Raw genomic sequence first — 15,983 nt, forward strand, 5'->3', positions numbered from 1 at the left:
CAGCCAGGCGTAGCGGCGCCGATCTCTGACCTTTCGGGCTCTGCCGAAACTGAGCGGCGAGGCCAGCAAGGCCTCGCCGCCCCGACATCAACGCGAAGCCGGCAATAGCTTGGCGAAGGCCTTGTCCAGCGCCTGGTCCGCCTCGACCAGTTGCTGACGGCGCTCGCTCATCCAGCCTTCATCGGCCTGCAGGCGTTTGCCGGCCTCGGCCAGCATGCGCCTGACCTCGGCAGGTTGCGGGCCGCCGGTGCCCTTGCGCGTCTCGACCATGGTGCGCGGCGACAGGGTGGCGCGAAAGGCACTCTCGCTCAGCGGCAGGCGCTGTTCTTGCCAATCGTATTTCTGCGCGGCCTTGGCATAGAGCTTCTGCGCCTCAGCGTAGGGGAACGTCTTCGGCAGCAGGCCTTGAGCACGCGCCTGACCGACGATCAGCGAGGCGAAGCTGTGACCGATGCGGAACGGTACCTGGTGCTCGCGTTCCAGGGTATCGGCCAGCTCCATCGAGGTGGTCCAGTCGGCATCCAGCTCTTCCATGGCCCGCTCGGGATTGATCACCAGGGCATCGAGCACCATGTCCAGGCGCTCGAACATCTCGGTGGCCGACTTGAACAGGCCAAGGTCGTCGAACGCGGCCTTGTAGTCGGTCATGCCGGTGGTGACGTTGTGCGCGCGGATGGTGGTGGCGCCCGCCAGGCCGACGACATCGGAGGCCGATTCGCGGGTACGCATCAAGAGGCCGGGATTGCGCTTCTGCGGCATGGCGCTACTGGTATAGGTCGAGCCCTCCTCCAGCAGCAGCCAGGGGCGGGTCTGGTGATACTGGGTGTGGATGTCGCCGATCAGCGCCCCCACGCGAATCGCCGACGACGAGGCGATACCCGCCGCCTCCAGGGGAATGTCGAAGGTCGATACCTGGCTCGAATCCAGCGAGTTCTCGCGCACGCCATCGAAGCCCAGCAGCGTGGCCAGGCGCTCGCGGTTCAGCGGCCAGCCGGAGTTGGCCAACACCGCGGTGCCCATCGGGCTGAGGTTCAGCCGCGCATAGAGCTCGCGGATACGCTGCGCGTCGCGCTCGAAGGAAGCCTCGAACGCCAGCAGGTAATGGGCGTAGCTGATCGGCATGGCCTGCACGCCGTTGGTGTAGGCCGGGATCAGGGTGTCGACGTTATCACCGGCGAGCTTCAGCAGGCGCGCGCGCGAGGCGTTGAGCGCATCGCCGTAGGCAAGCACCTGGGCACGCAGCACGGCCAGGCGATAGGTGGCGTACATGTCCTGGCGGCTGCGCCCGGAATGGATCAGCGACGCTTGCGGGCCGATCTTGTCGATCATGATCTGCTCGATCTGCAGCACATCGCTGGGGCGTTTGCCGTCGGCGGCGGTCGCCTGCTCGATCACGTGCTGCACACCGCTGGCGATGCGCTTGCCCTGGGGGGCCTTGACGATGCCCTCCTCGGTGAGCATGACGATCGAAGCCTTGTTGATGCGGTTTATCCAGGCGAACTGGCTTTCGTAGGCGCCCCCCTTGAGCACCGATTGGTCTACCGTCGCGCCGATCTTGCGCGCCTGCTCGGCGCATTCGGCCGTGGTGCGGCAAGGCAGCTCGGCGGTATTGGCCGCCAGCGCGCCGCTGGAGGCGCACAGCCCATAGACGACGGCCAGGTGCAGCAGGGTCTTTGTTGTTCTCATGGTTTCAATCCCGCTCGCTATCAATGAGGGCACGGCTGCCGTGAAAGACAGCAGCCCCGACATGCTAGCGACGGGCAATAGAGATATAAAATATATTAAAAATATCCACTCAATATCTAAAAGATACCGAATCGATTCAGCCAAAGGCCATGGTTTGCGGATGCCTCGCGCAGGCGTCAGGTGTTCACCAGCAGGCCTGGGTCGATCTGGCGACGCCTCCCAGACGCGCCGGGACGACGCTGTGCCCCCTTGTTCAGCACGGCACAACAGGAACAAAAAAGGGACGCCAGCAGGCTGTGTGAAAACGTAGCGAGCGAAGGTCAGGCAAGGGCTAGGCGCCCCCGCAAACCGGCGAAAAAGCGCAGTTTACGTGGTGTAAATGAGCATTTTGAGCCGGTTTTTAACGCAGCATGGCCGAGCGCAGTAGTTTTCACACAGCCTGCAAGGCGTCCCTTTTTGCGTGCCGCTAGTGCCTGCGGATTACAGCTGCACCACGTCGAACTGGACGTCGGTGGCCACGTCCGAATCGTAGTCCACGTCGCTGCGCTCGAAGCCGAACAGGTTGAGGAACTGCTTCTTGTAACCGGCATAGTCGGTCAGTTCGAACAGGTTCTCGGTGGTCACCTGGGGCCACATGGCCTTGCAGGCGTCCTGTACGTCGTCGCGCAGTTCCCAGTCGTCCAGGCGCAGGCGGGCTTTTTCGTCGACCTCGGCGGGGGCGCCATCGGCGCGGAACAGACGGTCACGGAACAAACGGTCGAGCTGGTCCTGGGTGCCTTCGTGGACGCCCTTTTCCTGCATGATCTTGAACACCATCGACAGGTACAGCGGCATCACCGGAATCGCCGAGCTGGCCTGGGTGACCACCGACTTGAGCACGGCCACGTTGGCGCCGCCCTTGACTTCAGCGGCCAGTTTCTGGTCCAGGCGCAGGGCGGTTTCGTCCAGATCCTGCTTGGCCTTGCCCAGCGCACCGTGCCAGTAGATCGGCCAGGTGATTTCGGTGCCGATGTAGCTGAAGGCCACGGTACGCGCGCCTTCGGCCAACACGTCGGCGCTGGCCAGGGCGTCGATCCACAGCTGCCAGTCCTGGCCGCCCATGACGGTGACGGTGTCGGCAACTTCCTGCTCGGTGGCCGGCTCGATGGACGCCTCGATGATCACGTCCTTGTTGGTGTCGATGGCGGTCGACTTGTACGGCTGGCCAATCGGCTTGAGCGCCGAACGGATCACTTCACCGCTCTGCGGCAGCTTGCGCACCGGCGAGGCCAGGGAGTAGACGATCAGGTCGACCTTGCCACCCATCTCGTTCTTGATCAGCTCGATGACCTTGGCACGGGCTTCATCGGAGAAGGCGTCGCCGTTGATCGACTTGCTGTACAGGCCTTCGGCCTTGGCGAACTTGTCGAACGCGGCCGAGTTGTACCAGCCAGCGGTGCCGGCCTTGGTCTCGGTGCCCGGCTTCTCGAAGAACACGCCCAGGGTATCGGCGCCAAAGCCGAAGGCGGCAGTGATGCGCGCAGCCAGGCCGTAGCCGCTGGAAGCACCGATCACCAGCACCTTTTTCGGACCGTCATTACGCACGCCCAGTTTGCGTGTCGCCTCGATCTGCTCGGCCACGTTGCGCTCGCAACCCAGCGGGTGGGTGGTGGTACAGATGAAGCCACGAACTTTAGGGTGGATAATCAACGTGTTTACCTCGTCATCGTGTGTTGGGCAGGCGACAGTTTACTGCCGATTTCCCGCCCGAGAAAAAGGCTAATTAGACCTATTGGTCGCTGCAAAAGCCAGCCAGGCCACATTTGGTCGCCTGGTTGTTTTGTCGCAGGGTCTCGACGACGTTGTGAATGGCGCCATCCAGGTCCCCGGGTATCGTGTTGCTCAACCCAGGCTACGAGCGCATGGCGGTGGTCCGGAGCGCAGCGAAACCCGGGAATCTTTTCCCCAGCCATCCCCCCGCACTGGCCTTCGCCCACGCGATTCCTTACCATCGCAGGCCTTCCTATTCCAAGGCCGCACAGGCCGTACCGCACCCCGCCTGCTGCCGGGTGTCCGTCTTGCTCGATTCAGGTAACCCATGAAAATCGCCCGTCTGCGCGCCGATATCCTGGCCGGTCTCACGTCCTCGTTCGCGCTGGTGCCCGAATGCATCGCCTTCGCCCTGGTGGCCCAGGTCAACCCGTTGATGGGCCTCTATGGCGCCTTCTTCATCTGCCTGATCACCGCGCTGTTCGGCGGCCGCCCCGGGATGATTTCCGGCGCGGCCGGCTCCATGGCGGTGGTCATCGTCGCGCTGGTGGTGCAGCACGGCGTCGAGTACCTGCTGGCCACCGTGCTGCTCGGCGGCCTGATCATGATGGCCTTCGGCTTGCTGCGCCTGGGCAAGCTGGTGCGCATGGTGCCGCACCCGGTGATGCTCGGTTTCGTCAATGGCCTGGCCATCGTCATCGCCACCGCGCAGCTGGAGCACTTCCAGCGCGACGGCCGCTGGATCGAGGGCAACGAGCTGTACCTGATGCTCGGCCTGGTAGCGCTGACCATGGCCATCGTCTACTGCCTGCCGCGCCTGACCAAGGTGATCCCGCCGGCCCTGGCGGCGATTCTCGGTGTCGGTTTGCTTACCTACTTCCTGCACCTGCCGACCCACACCCTGGGCGACATGGCGAAGATCGCCGGCGGCCTGCCGGTACCGGCGCTGCCGCAGATTCCCTGGAGCCTGGAAACCCTGCAGATCATCCTGCCTTACGCAGTCTTGATGGCCATGGTCGGTCTGCTGGAAACCCTGCTGACCCTCAACCTCACCGATGAAATCACCGAAAGCCGCGGCCACCCGGACCGCGAATGCGTGGCCCTGGGCGCGGCCAATATCGCCTCGGGCATGTGCGGCGGCATGGGCGGCTGCGCGATGATCGGCCAGACCATGATCAACCTCAGCTCCGGCGGTCGCGGCCGGCTGTCCGGCATCGTTGCCGGAGTGATGATCCTGCTCTACATCCTGTTCCTGTCGCCGCTGATCGAGCTGATTCCCCTCGCCGCCCTGGTCGGCGTGATGTTCGTGGTCGCCCAGCAGACCTTCGCCTGGGCCTCGCTGCGGGTGCTCGGCAAGGTACCGCTCAACGACGTGCTGGTGATCATCGCCGTGACCATCATCACCGTGCTTACCGACCTGGCCGTGGCGGTGTCGTGCGGCATCGTCATCGCCGCGCTGAACTTCGCCTGGCAACACGCCCGCGAGCTGTATGCCGAAAGCCACCTGGAAGCCGACGGCAGCAAACTCTACCTGCCCCGCGGCACGCTGTTCTTCGCCTCGACCACGCAGTTTCTCAATCAGTTCGACACCGCCAACGACCCCGAGCACGTCACCGTGGACTGCCGCCACCTCAGCTTCGTCGACTACTCGGCGATTGCCGCCCTGATGACCCTGCGCGAGCGCTACAGCAAGGCCGGCAAGCACCTGCGCGTGGTGCACCTGTCCGAACGCTGCAAGCAGCTGCTCAAGCGCTCCGGCATGCACCCGGCCTGACACTCACAGCGCCCGGCGAAACGCGCCGGGCCTGTTTCGCAGCGCGCCGTTGTGAAAAGCTGTTAAACAGGACGAGTTGCCCGGTGCCTGCTGCTGCCCCGCTCCCCCGCACCAGCCCTGGCCTGGCGCCGCTTCGCCGACCATGGCGAGCCGTTTGCCCTGCGCCGCCTGCAATGATTCTGTCATCCGCCCTTTGCACAGTTCCGCTCACCGCGGCTCTGCCCGTGGTGTCGTGCTTGTTTCGGCTCTGTGCTGGAGTCGTCGTTGTCAGGCAACTATCCCTCAGGTCGAATGGAGCCCACCATGAGCAGCATCCCGCGTCTGTCGAAAACGCCGCCGTCCTCCTCCGAAAAAACCTTCGATGCCAACCTGGCACTCGCCCAGACCAAGCCTCGCCAGGACTACAAACCCGCGGCGCCAGACGCCAAGGCGCCTGCCCTCGGCGACTACAAGAGCATCGGCCCGGCCAACGAGGTGGCCAACGACACCATCCGCTATGAAACCCACAGCGGCGACAAGGTCATCGTGCTGCGCTCCACCTCGCCGGCGCTGTTCGAGCAGGTGAAGAAGGATTTCGAGACCCTCAAGGCGCTCAACCAGGCCACCGCCGAGGGTGACCGCCGCGCCGGCAAGGACGACAAGGCGCCGGACAGCGTGCGCGACTACCAGGCCATCGAAAGCCTCTCCCCCGACGTGATCCGCTACCTCAACAGGGACGGCGAAGGCATGGTGCTCGCCAGGGCCGACAACCCGGACATGTTCGACAAGCTCGGCAGCCTCAAGGAGTCCCTCGACGGCATCGCGGCCAGCGAGGAAGACGGCTACCGCCGCGCCAGCGACAACGAAACCTGGCCGCCCTACAGCGGCCTGGGCGTGGGCAAGGTCGACGAGATGGGCCCCGGGGTGATCCGCTATCACAACGGCGATGACAAGGTGGTGCTGCACAAGGACGACAACCCGGGCCTGTTCGACTACCTGAGCAAGATGGAAAAGCTCATCAGCAACGACGATTCCCGCGGTGCCATGGACCGCGCCCAGGCAGACGGCCACAGCCTGCTCGAGCGCGATGGCGAAGCACCGCCCTACCCCGACTACAAGGCGATTCGCTGGGAAGGCAACGTCGGCGACAACGGCCTCATCACCTACGAAACCTGGGACGGCGACAAGGTCGCGGTCGCCGAGGCGCTCAGCCCGGAACTGTTCGCCCAGCTGAAGAAGAACGCCGAGATCATGCTCAAGGCCAACGAGCAGGAGAAGGAAGGCTACGCCATGCTGCACCCGGACGATTACCTGACCAGCGAGGAAATCGCCGGCGCCACCATCGGCCCCGAAGGCGAAGTCGGCGACGGTTTCGTGCGCGCTGAAATCTTCGACGGCGACAACAGCCGCAAGGTCATCGTCTCCCGCGAACTCAATCCCACCCTGTACGATCGCCTGGTCGCCGAAGACCAGGGCCGCCGCAACAACCTCGAGATGGTCGACGATGCCCGTGGCGACAGCCAGCTACCGACCACCGGCGAGCTGGATATCGGCAGCATGACAACCAGCGAGAAAGACCCCAAGGACAGCAAACGCTCGCTGACCGTCAGCGAGCTGACCTGGCAAAAGGTCATCGACGGCTGGAAGAAAGGCATCGAAGACGGCTCCATCAAGGAAGACGACGACCGCGCCAAGATGTACCGCGCCCTGCGCGCCCAGGGCACCCTGGAGGGCGGCCTGGACATGGTCACCCTCGACATCGGCAAGGGCCAGAGCACCAGCGGTACCAAGGGTGAGGACTTCGAAACCATCATCGACGGCCGCAAGGTCGACGAGCAGCTCACCACGCTGTTCTCCAGCGAAGCCGTGCAGAAGGATTTCCTCGCGGCGCAGAAGAGCGCCCTCGACGCCCTGCCCAACAAGGACGAGGTGACCAAGAAACTCGAGGACATGGCCTTCAGCGAGGACTACGTCAAGCACATCCGCGACCTGCAGGCCGACGGCAAAGACGACCTGGCTGCCGCCGACATCCGCGAAACCTATGCACAACTGGCCATCGCCAACCCGGAAAAGGCCGCCGAGTTCGCCCAGAAGCTGCAGCTCGACGCCACCATCGTCGACCTCGACAAGCTGATGGCCAACCCCGAGCTGATCAACGACGACAATCTCGCCCTGGCCACCCAGGACGTGGTCAAGACCGTACTCACCGCCCTGAAAAAAGCCGGTGTCGACCTGCCGCGGCGCACCGCCGAAAGCCTCGACAAATTCATCAACGAATTCCTCGGCGACAAGCAGACCGCCAAGGATTTCGGCAAGGCGCTGCAGGAGCTGGGCGACCGTTTCATCAAGAACGGCGAAGTCACCCAGAGCGACATCGACGATCTGATGAAGAAAGACGTCTACAAGGCGCTCAACGAAAAGACCGACGGCGGCATGCTGTCCACCATCAGCGTGCTGAACAGCAACGGCGCCCTGGGCTCCACCGGCGGCCTGATATCCCTGGCCTCGGGCATCTACCAGATGGCCGGCGGCAAGCTGGGCGGCACCCCGGAAGAGCGCCTGGCCATCGCCAAGGAAATGGTCGCCTTCTTTGGCGCCAGCCAGCACTTCGTCAACCTCGGCACCCACATCATCGACAAGGTCAATGGCAGCCACCTCAACGCCATGCTGGGCCTGGACAAATCCCTGCCGGAGATCTTCGGCAAGGGCCTGCCAGAGAACCGGCCGTTCACCTCGGAAATCGGCGCGCGCTTCCAGACCAATCTCGATGAATTGCTGGCCAGCGCGCCACTGGCCGACGACGCCAAGATGGCGGACAAGCTCGACCTCTCGCAATCCGACTACAAGGAGGTCATCAAGGGCATGAAGGAAGGCTTCAGCGGCACGCCAGTGCTCGCCGACTCCAATGCCTTCAGCCGCGGCGCCGGTGCCTTCCTGCGCGTGCTGGATGCCGGCGCCAACACCTTCGTCGGCGTCGCCGATGCGGTGCTTGGCGGCTTGATGATCAAGAAAGGCGCAGATGCCGGCGACAAGGCGATGATCGCCCAGGGCGCCATCACGGTGGCCGCCGGGGCCTTCGGCGTGGGCGGCGGCGCTGCCTCGGCCGGCGCCCTGGCCAAGCTCAGCTTCGCCCGCGCCGCGGTCGGCCCGATGTTCTGGATATCCGCCGCGCTGACCATCGCCACCCTGCCCTTCAGCATCATCGAGGACATCAAGTACAACAACAAACTCGACGACTACCGCGACAGCCTCAAGGACCTGTTCACCGACCTGGAAGGCGACGACCTGCTCACCGACGACGGCCTGCAGCGCTTCGAATTCCTCGACGAATACATGCACAGCTACGGCCAGCGCGATGCGCCGGACGACAAGAGCATCTTCGAATACCGCAACGACGAATGGGACTACTTCGTTGACCGCGGACACACCTACTGGGACGGCCAGCACGAGGACTACAAGGGCGACGGCGACAACCTGGATACCGTCATGGATCGGGGGTCAACCGTCGGCTCCTGAGCCAAGCCCGGATTGGCAGCAGCGACGCGCGACAGGCGTTCCCATGCTCCCCATGGGCGCGCTTGCGCAGCTGGTGCTGCACGTCGCAGGAGAGCTGGTGGCCAACGCGCAGCCTGTCCACCACGTTCAGCATGGCGAGCTCAGGCTGCTCACCCCGAGCTCAAGGCCTGAAAGCGCACTCGCCCCGCACCCTCAACGCCTGCGTGAGGTCTGCCGCGGCTGCAAGGCATCGAGCGCCTGGGCATTGTCGCGAGCCCAGTCGTAGATCATCTCGATGGGCTCGACCAGCCGCCGGCCGAGCTCGGTGAGCGAGTAGTCGACGGTGGGCGGCACGCTGTCGTGCACCTGGCGGTCGATCAGGCCGCTGGCTTCCAGTTCGCGCAGCGTCTGCACCAGCATTTTCTTGGAGATACCGGGCAGGCTGCGCTGCAGCACGCCAGTGCGGGCGGTGCCGCCATGGCGGGCATGCAAGGTGTGCAGGATCATGCTCGTCCACTTGGTGGCGAACAGTTCGAGTACGCGGCGCGGCGCGCAGTCTTCGCGCCATTGTTCATCGGGAGTGCCAGGTTGCATCGGGGGTGGTTACCTTTTGGTGCCGTCTTGGTTTGAGTCTGCAGCGTCGTTATGGTGCCAACACTCGTTCTTGTGGAGGAATAGATTCATGGCACATCACGCACTGGTCGTCGGCGCCAGCGGTATCGTCGGCAGCGCTACCTCGCGCCTGTTGGCCGAACAGGGCTGGCAGGTCAGCGGCCTGGCTCGCAACCCGAAGGCCGCCGATAACGTTACCCCGCTGGCCGCCGATCTGCTCGACCCCGCTTCGCTGGCCACGGCCCTCGAAGGCCTGAAGCCCACCCACCTGTACCTGACCACCTGGGCGCGCCAGGCCACCGAGGCGGAAAACATCCGCGTCAACGCGGCGATGATCCGCAACCTGCTGGATGCCCTGCGCCCGGCCGGCAGCGTCGAGCACGTCGCCCTGGTCACCGGCCTCAAGCACTACCTCGGCCCGTTCGAGGCCTACGGCAAGGGCACCCTGCCGCAGACGCCGTTTCGCGAGGAACAGGGCCGCCTCGACGTGGAGAACTTCTACTACGCCCAGGAAGATGAAGTGTTCGCCGCCGCCAAGCGTGACGGTTTCACCTGGAGCGTGCACCGCCCACACACCATCACCGGCGTGGCGGTCGGCAATGCCATGAACATGGCAACCACCCTCGCCGTCTACGCCTCGATCTGCCGGGAAACCGGCCGCCCTTTCCGCTTCCCTGGCTCGGCCGTGCAGTGGAACAGCCTCACCGACATGACCGATGCCCGCCAGTTGGCCAGACAACTGCTTTGGGCCTCGACCACCCCGGCGGCCGCCAACCAGGCGTTCAATATCGTCAACGGCGACGTGTTTCGCTGGAAATGGATGTGGCAACGCATCGCCGAGTGGTTCGGCATCCAGGCCGCGCCCTTCGACGGCGAGCCCGCACCGCTTGAAGAACAGATGGCCAACGACGCGGAGATCTGGCTCAGCCTCGCCGCCCAGCACGACCTGGCTGAAGCCGACATCACCCGCCTGACCTCCCCGTGGCACACCGACGCCGACCTGGGCCGCCCCATCGAAGTGGTCACCGACATGTCGAAAAGCCGCAAGCTGGGCTTTCTCGACTACCAGGCCAGCGACGAGGCGTTCTTCGCGGTTTTCGAGCAGCTGCGTAAGGCCAGGCTGATTCCGTAAACCCTGCCCCCCCTACGTCGGGAGCCTCAATAGGGGCTCCTTGCTCAAAACTCCTCCCGACAGTACTAAACCCGCGACTACCACTATCGGATGGCTTGCGTATTGGCTATCAGATTGGCTAACGTCGGCCTCGTTGATAGCGATAAGCCACGCCTCTGCCGCGCTAGTGAAGTAACCTGTTGATCGGTGTTTCATAGCGCAGCAGTAAGGTAGTCAGGGACATGACATCTGCCGGTCAGTGGCCGCAGATAGGGAAGTAATGGGATGGCCAGACGTCGCAAGACCTCCGCGTTCGACGACCTTATCTCCATCGCCAGCCGCCTGCCCTGGTGGCTCAGCTTCCTGCTGGCGCTGCTCAGCTGGTACTGGCTACACACCTACGCTACCAGCCCCCCTCCGCGCCTGAGCGATGCCAGCCAATTCTCCAACCACTTGACCAGCGCAGCCTTTCGCGGTTGGGCGACAGCGTTTCAATACATCATTCCCACCGCGTGCGTATTCGGTGCCATCGCCTCAATCTTCGGCCGTATCCGTCGCCGCAGACTGCTCGCAGAGGTCGCTTCTGCAACGCTCAGCGGGCGCACTCTGGAAAACATCTCTTGGCAAGAATTCGAACAACTGGTTGGTGAGGCCCTGCGCCAACAGGGTTACGGCATAACCGAAACCGGGAGTAACGGCCCGGACGGCGGCGTTGATCTGATCCTGCGTAGCCCTCAGGACGAGCGCTATATCGTTCAGTGCAAACAGTGGCGCGCCATCAGAGTTGGTGTGCCGGTCATCCGCGAGTTTCTCGGCGCGATGGTCACCCACGGTGCTGTTGGCGGCTTCGTCGTCACAGCAGGCAGTTTCACCACCGAAGCCAAGGAGTTTGCCAGCGGTCGCAACATTCGGCTGGTGGATGGGGTGGAACTGAATAAGTGGATTGCTGCGGCCAAGCGCGCGCCGATTCGACCGGCGCATACAGCCTCTCAGAAAAAACCAGTCTTGGAAGAAGTAGGCCCAAAAATCGAAACGCCCACCTGTCCTGTTTGCAACTCGACCATGCTCAAACGTGTAGCCAAACGAGGGCCGCGTATCGGCCGGGAGTTTTGGGGATGTACCAAGTGGCCTGGCTGCAAAGGAACTGCTACGCAGCCTTAATAGAAAATCAAAAAACCTAAATATAAGAACTTGAGCCTGCACTATGAACTCTACATCGGCCGAAGCAATTGAAAGTATTTATGAAGAAGCGAGAGATTTCTTAATCATCGGGCTTACTGGGCGAACTGGATCCGGCTGCTCTACAGCAGCAGCAAAACTTTGCGCCCAGTCCCTTGACATCCCGGCAGATGGATACGAAGGGCTAACCAACAATGAATTAAAGAAACATAAAATTATTCATAAATTTCTCAACAATGAAAAGTGGCATACATTTTACAAACTTGAAGCGCGCTCCATAATCACCTACCACCTTTTACTGCTAAAACAAAAACAGTTCTACGAATACTTAAAAAACACAATTAGCGACACAACCACTGAAGAGACAATAGAACAAACATATAAAGACCTTATCTCTGTACGTGAAAAGCTGCAGATCCTTACCCCTACCAAACACACCAAAAAAAAAGCAACCAATCAAGAGTGGCTGGATCTTTATTTCGAACGACTCCCTGTCGCCACTAATATAATCAAAGAGCATATCGGTCTCGCTGCATTTACGAAACTGTATCAAAGCGCCGGTGACAACGTAAGATCTTCAGGTGCTGCAGATGACAGCCGCTTCAACAGCGAAAAACTATTTAATTTCCCCAAGCACATAAACAAAATAATTAAAATTGCGCACGCTGCGTCAAAAGAAAAAAATACACCTTGTAGGATAGTAATTGATGCAATACGAAACCCTTACGAGGCCTTTTTCCTAAAAAGGCGATACGCTAACTTTTACCTCCTCTCGATTAACACACCTGATACACAGCGCCTCAATACTTTACGAGAAGCGAGAAAACTATCTAGTAAAGAAATCAACGATCTCGACAGCAAGGAATACCCCGAAAAAATATCGGGAGAAAAGAAATTTATTGCTCAGAACATCCAGGCCTGCATTGAGATATCCGACATACACATTCACAACTCGAAGAAAAATGAATTTAATCAGAATGATCTAGTATCGCAACTCGGTTGGTATTTGGCACTCATGATGCATCCAGGGCTGGTGATGCCAACTTCTGTCGAAAACTGCATGCAGGTCGCATATACCGTCAAACAGAGCTCAGGCTGTATATCTCGCCAAGTTGGAGCTGTAGTTACGGATGAGAACTATAGTATAAAAAGCGTTGGCTGGAATAATACGCCTCAAGGTCAGACACCATGCCTTTTGCGTAATGCAGAAGACTTGCTCCGGGGAAACAACCCTTCTGATTACAGCGACTACGAGAAAAATGACAACGTATTCCGAAAGGCCATAAGCGACAAATATATAGGATTAATACAGGAGGGAGCAAAAACAAGAAACATTCCATTCTGCTTCAAAAGCGTCCAAAATGAAATTGAAGGAGAAAAAAATCAAGTACATACCCGTGCTTTACACGCAGAAGAAAATGCATTCTTGCAAATTGCGAAAAATGGAGGACAGAAGCTTAGCGGAGGTATACTGCTTACTACTGCAAGCCCCTGTGAACTCTGCGCAAAAAAAGCCTATCAACTTGGCATAACAAAAGTAATCTACATAGACCCATATCCCGGCATCGCCACAGATCACATTTTGTCAGTGGGTGCTAAAAGACCAAATCTTGAATTATTCAGAGGCGCCGTCGGCCGCGCGTTCCATCAGCTATATCAGCCTCTCATGCCTTACAAAGATGAATTAGACCTAATTTACTCTATAAAGCCATACCACAACCCTAGCAGCCCATCTAAAAAATTTATTCTCGAAGAAAACAAAAATCTTCTTGACGAAGTAGCTCTCCTCAAAGAAGAACTGAGAAAACTCAAAGCAGACAATCAATCACAAACCCAAAGCAAGTAACGCAATATATTTTCCGCCCCTAGAACAATCAACCGTTCTCAGGCACTAATTATTTTCTATAAAAAAATAACTCACTCTCACGTCACCACGGTGAATGCGCGAAACTTCATGTCAATACATTAGATCGATGACGTGACTGTCTCACACGCACGCGAGCCGCTTCGTTAACCTGAACCAACCCGCCCTTTCCCGCCCTAAGCAGAACCGCTGCAGGGAAAGGAATCGGGCAGGTGTGGCCGGTTGGCAGCGCAATCGGGTTTGGGAATTCGGGCATATTGCCCTATCCTCGCGCCCCTTCGAACAAGACGACCACAGGAAGACGCCCGTGTCTGCATTGCTTGACGCCTTCTCCGGCCTGCTCTGGACCTACCTTGCCATCCCCATGCTGCTGCTCAGCGGCGCCTACCTGACCTGGGTCTGCCGCGGCGTGCAGGTGCGCATGATCCCGGAGATGTTCCGGGTGATCACCGAGCGCAACCACGGCGACCAGAAGGCTATTTCGTCCTTCAAGGCATTCACCATTTCCGCCGCGTCGCGGGTGGGTACCGGCAATATCGCCGGTGTGGCCACGGCCATCGCGCTGGGTGGCCCGGGTGCGGTGTTCTGGATGTGGATGGTGGCCCTGCTGGGTGGCGCCACCGCCTTCGTGGAGTCGACCCTGGGCCAGCTGTACAAGTCCGACAAGCATTACCGCTACCACGGCGGGCCTGCCTATTACATTCAGCGCGCACTGGGCTGGCGCTGGCTGGCGATCACCTTTGCGGTGATGATCAGCATCACCTACGGCCTGGTGTTCAACTCGGTGCAGGCCAACTCGATCATCGACGTGATGCAGACTTCCTTCGGTGGAGAGGACGGCAACCCGAACCTGAGCTGGATAATCGGCGGCGTGCTGACGGTGCTGACCGGCGCGATCATCTTTGGCGGCGTGCAGATCATCTCCAAGGTATCGGTGACCGTGGTGCCGGTGATGGCGGTGATGTACCTGTCGCTCGGCACCCTGGTGATCGTGCTGAACATCGGCCAGGTGCCGGCGATGATCGGCGAGATCTTCGCCCATGCGTTCGGCTTTCGCGAGATCGCCAGTGGTGGCGTGGGTGCGGCGATCATGATGGGCATGCGTCGCGGGCTGTTTTCCAACGAAGCCGGCATGGGCTCGGTGCCCAACGCCAGTGCCACGGCGTCGGTGTCTCATCCGGTCAAGCAGGGGCTGGTGCAGAGCCTGGGCGTGTATTTCGACACCATGGTGATCTGCACCATGACGGCGATCATCGTGCTGCTGGCCGACCCCAGCCATGCCTATGGCGACAGCACCATGGGCGCCGGCCTGACCCAGTGGGCGCTGGCCGAACAGCTGGGCAACTGGTCACTGCACTTCCTGACCCTGGCCATCCTGCTGTTCGCCTTCACCTCGGTGATCGGCAACTACTATTACGGCGAATCCAACATCCAGTACATGTTCGGCAGCAAGCTGCTGCTCAACCTGTTCCGGGTGGCGGTGATGGCCTTCGTGATGATCGGCTCGGTGGTGCATATGTCCGTGGTGTGGTCCATGGCGGACGTATTCATGCCGCTGCTGGCGCTCACCAACCTGATCGCCATCGTGCCACTGGCCGGCACCGTCGCCCGCCTGCTCAAGCATTACCGCGAACAGCGTCAGCGTGGCGTGGAGCCGGTGTTCCACCGCGACGACATGCCGGACCTCAAGAACATCGAATGCTGGGACGGCAGCGATCACGTCACCCACGCGCAAACCTATAGCGAATCGGCCACCACGGCGCTGAAGAACTAAGGCGAGGCCCAGCGTTGCAGGCAACAACGCCGACCTGCCCAGGTCGGCGTTCTGCTATCGGCAGTCAGCAAACAGTTGACGGATTACACCGCCCGGGCGGTCAGCAGGCGCAGACCCAGGCCGATGAACAGCGCGCCACTGAGGCGCCTGATAAGCGCAACCCAATAGCCGGCGCTGAGGTGTTTGCTGAAGCGAAAGGCGGTGTAGCAATAGAGTAGGTGCACGCTGATCACCACCGCGGCGATGGTCAGGTACATGATGATGAACTGCAGCGGCACGGAACGATCCGCCTGCAGAAACTGCGGCAGGAAGGCGCACAGAAAGATCATCGATTTGGGATTGCTGATCGAGACCAGAAAGGCCTCACCGGCGATACGCCATTTCGCCACCGGGCTGCCGGTCGTCGCAGCCTCAGTCGCCTTGACGGCTACTTTGCGGCTGAACAGTTGGCGCACACCCAGGTAGATCAGGTAGCCCGCTCCGAGGATTTTCAGGGCCAGAAATGCCGATGGCATAGCGACCAGCAGCGCGCCCACACCGAGTGCGACCCCAGTAACCACCAGCAGCTGGGCAGACAGGTTGCCAACCAGAGTCGCGCCCATGGCAGTCGGCCCGTGGCGCAGCGCGTTGCGCACCACCAGCAGCACGTTCGGCCCCGGCGTCAGCGTGGTGGCCAGATAGGCCAGGAAGAACGTGAACCAGAGATGCAGGGCCATGGCGGCGGCTCGTGATGGCTGACGAGCCTGATGCTAGCAGTAAC

The 15,983-nt window shown here is 60.8% G+C and carries 10 protein-coding genes; 6 read left to right on the forward strand and 4 right to left on the reverse strand.

From position 1 onward, the window contains the following. Positions 1-87 precede the first annotated feature (87 nt). Positions 88-1,686, reverse strand: coding sequence for an argininosuccinate lyase (locus QYS36_RS10300; RefSeq protein WP_308839391.1), 1,599 nt, complete (start codon positions 1,684-1,686; stop codon positions 88-90). 480 nt (positions 1,687-2,166) lie between these two features. Continuing rightward, on the reverse strand, positions 2,167-3,375 hold the full coding sequence (gene fabV, locus QYS36_RS10305; RefSeq protein WP_308839392.1) for an enoyl-ACP reductase FabV: 1,209 nt from the start codon (positions 3,373-3,375) through the stop codon (positions 2,167-2,169). 388 nt (positions 3,376-3,763) lie between these two features. Here fabV and QYS36_RS10310 point away from each other — a divergent pair, with 388 nt between their 5' ends. Both QYS36_RS10310 and QYS36_RS10315 read left to right on the forward strand, forming a co-directional pair. Beyond that, positions 3,764-5,209, forward strand: a complete 1,446-nt coding sequence (locus tag QYS36_RS10310) for a SulP family inorganic anion transporter (RefSeq protein ID WP_308839393.1) — start codon at positions 3,764-3,766, stop codon at positions 5,207-5,209. A 303-nt stretch (positions 5,210-5,512) separates the two neighbouring features. Continuing rightward, a complete protein-coding gene (locus QYS36_RS10315) occupies positions 5,513-8,704 on the forward strand; it encodes a hypothetical protein (protein WP_308839394.1) in 3,192 nt (1,063 codons plus the stop codon). Between the two features lie 192 nt (positions 8,705-8,896). Here the strand turns inward: QYS36_RS10315 and QYS36_RS10320 are convergent, their stop codons facing one another. Next, positions 8,897-9,277: a helix-turn-helix domain-containing protein gene (locus tag QYS36_RS10320; RefSeq protein ID WP_308839395.1), complete on the reverse strand. Its 381-nt coding sequence runs from the start codon at positions 9,275-9,277 to the stop codon at positions 8,897-8,899. Between the two features lie 88 nt (positions 9,278-9,365). Here QYS36_RS10320 and QYS36_RS10325 point away from each other — a divergent pair, with 88 nt between their 5' ends. The 4 genes from QYS36_RS10325 to QYS36_RS10340 all read left to right on the forward strand — a co-directional run bounded on the left by QYS36_RS10325 (position 9,366) and on the right by QYS36_RS10340 (position 15,223). Continuing rightward, positions 9,366-10,427 (forward strand): SDR family oxidoreductase, encoded by a 1,062-nt coding sequence (locus QYS36_RS10325; RefSeq protein ID WP_308839396.1) that lies wholly within the window; start codon positions 9,366-9,368, stop codon positions 10,425-10,427. Positions 10,428-10,691: 264 nt separating this feature from the next. Continuing rightward, the gene (locus QYS36_RS10330) at positions 10,692-11,567 is read left to right on the forward strand and encodes a restriction endonuclease (RefSeq protein ID WP_308839397.1); all 876 of its coding nucleotides are present in this window, start codon (positions 10,692-10,694) and stop codon (positions 11,565-11,567) included. Positions 11,568-11,610: 43 nt separating this feature from the next. After that, entirely contained in the window at positions 11,611-13,431 is a 1,821-nt protein-coding gene (locus tag QYS36_RS10335) for a hypothetical protein (protein ID WP_192425123.1), read from the forward strand. A gap of 325 nt (positions 13,432-13,756) precedes the next feature. After that, positions 13,757-15,223 (forward strand): alanine/glycine:cation symporter family protein, encoded by a 1,467-nt coding sequence (locus tag QYS36_RS10340; protein WP_308839398.1) that lies wholly within the window; start codon positions 13,757-13,759, stop codon positions 15,221-15,223. A gap of 83 nt (positions 15,224-15,306) precedes the next feature. Here QYS36_RS10340 and QYS36_RS10345 read toward each other — a convergent pair whose 3' ends face one another. Further along, positions 15,307-15,939: a LysE family translocator gene (locus tag QYS36_RS10345; RefSeq protein ID WP_308839399.1), complete on the reverse strand. Its 633-nt coding sequence runs from the start codon at positions 15,937-15,939 to the stop codon at positions 15,307-15,309. Between the last annotated feature and the right edge of the window lie 44 nt (positions 15,940-15,983).

The organism is Pseudomonas sp. G34, from assembly GCF_031119625.1.
Classification (GTDB): domain Bacteria; phylum Pseudomonadota; class Gammaproteobacteria; order Pseudomonadales; family Pseudomonadaceae; genus Aquipseudomonas.

Coding starts and splice junctions, on each gene's coding strand:
- QYS36_RS10345 (WP_308839399.1), bottom strand. CDS start 15,939: ATGGCCCTGCATCTCTGGTTCACGTTCTTCCTGGCCTATCTGGCCACC.
- QYS36_RS10315 (WP_308839394.1), top strand. CDS start 5,513: ATGAGCAGCATCCCGCGTCTGTCGAAAACGCCGCCGTCCTCCTCCGAA.
- QYS36_RS10310 (WP_308839393.1), top strand. CDS start 3,764: ATGAAAATCGCCCGTCTGCGCGCCGATATCCTGGCCGGTCTCACGTCC.
- QYS36_RS10300 (WP_308839391.1), bottom strand. CDS start 1,686: ATGAGAACAACAAAGACCCTGCTGCACCTGGCCGTCGTCTATGGGCTG.
- QYS36_RS10325 (WP_308839396.1), top strand. CDS start 9,366: ATGGCACATCACGCACTGGTCGTCGGCGCCAGCGGTATCGTCGGCAGC.
- QYS36_RS10320 (WP_308839395.1), bottom strand. CDS start 9,277: ATGCAACCTGGCACTCCCGATGAACAATGGCGCGAAGACTGCGCGCCG.
- QYS36_RS10335 (WP_192425123.1), top strand. CDS start 11,611: ATGAACTCTACATCGGCCGAAGCAATTGAAAGTATTTATGAAGAAGCG.
- QYS36_RS10330 (WP_308839397.1), top strand. CDS start 10,692: ATGGCCAGACGTCGCAAGACCTCCGCGTTCGACGACCTTATCTCCATC.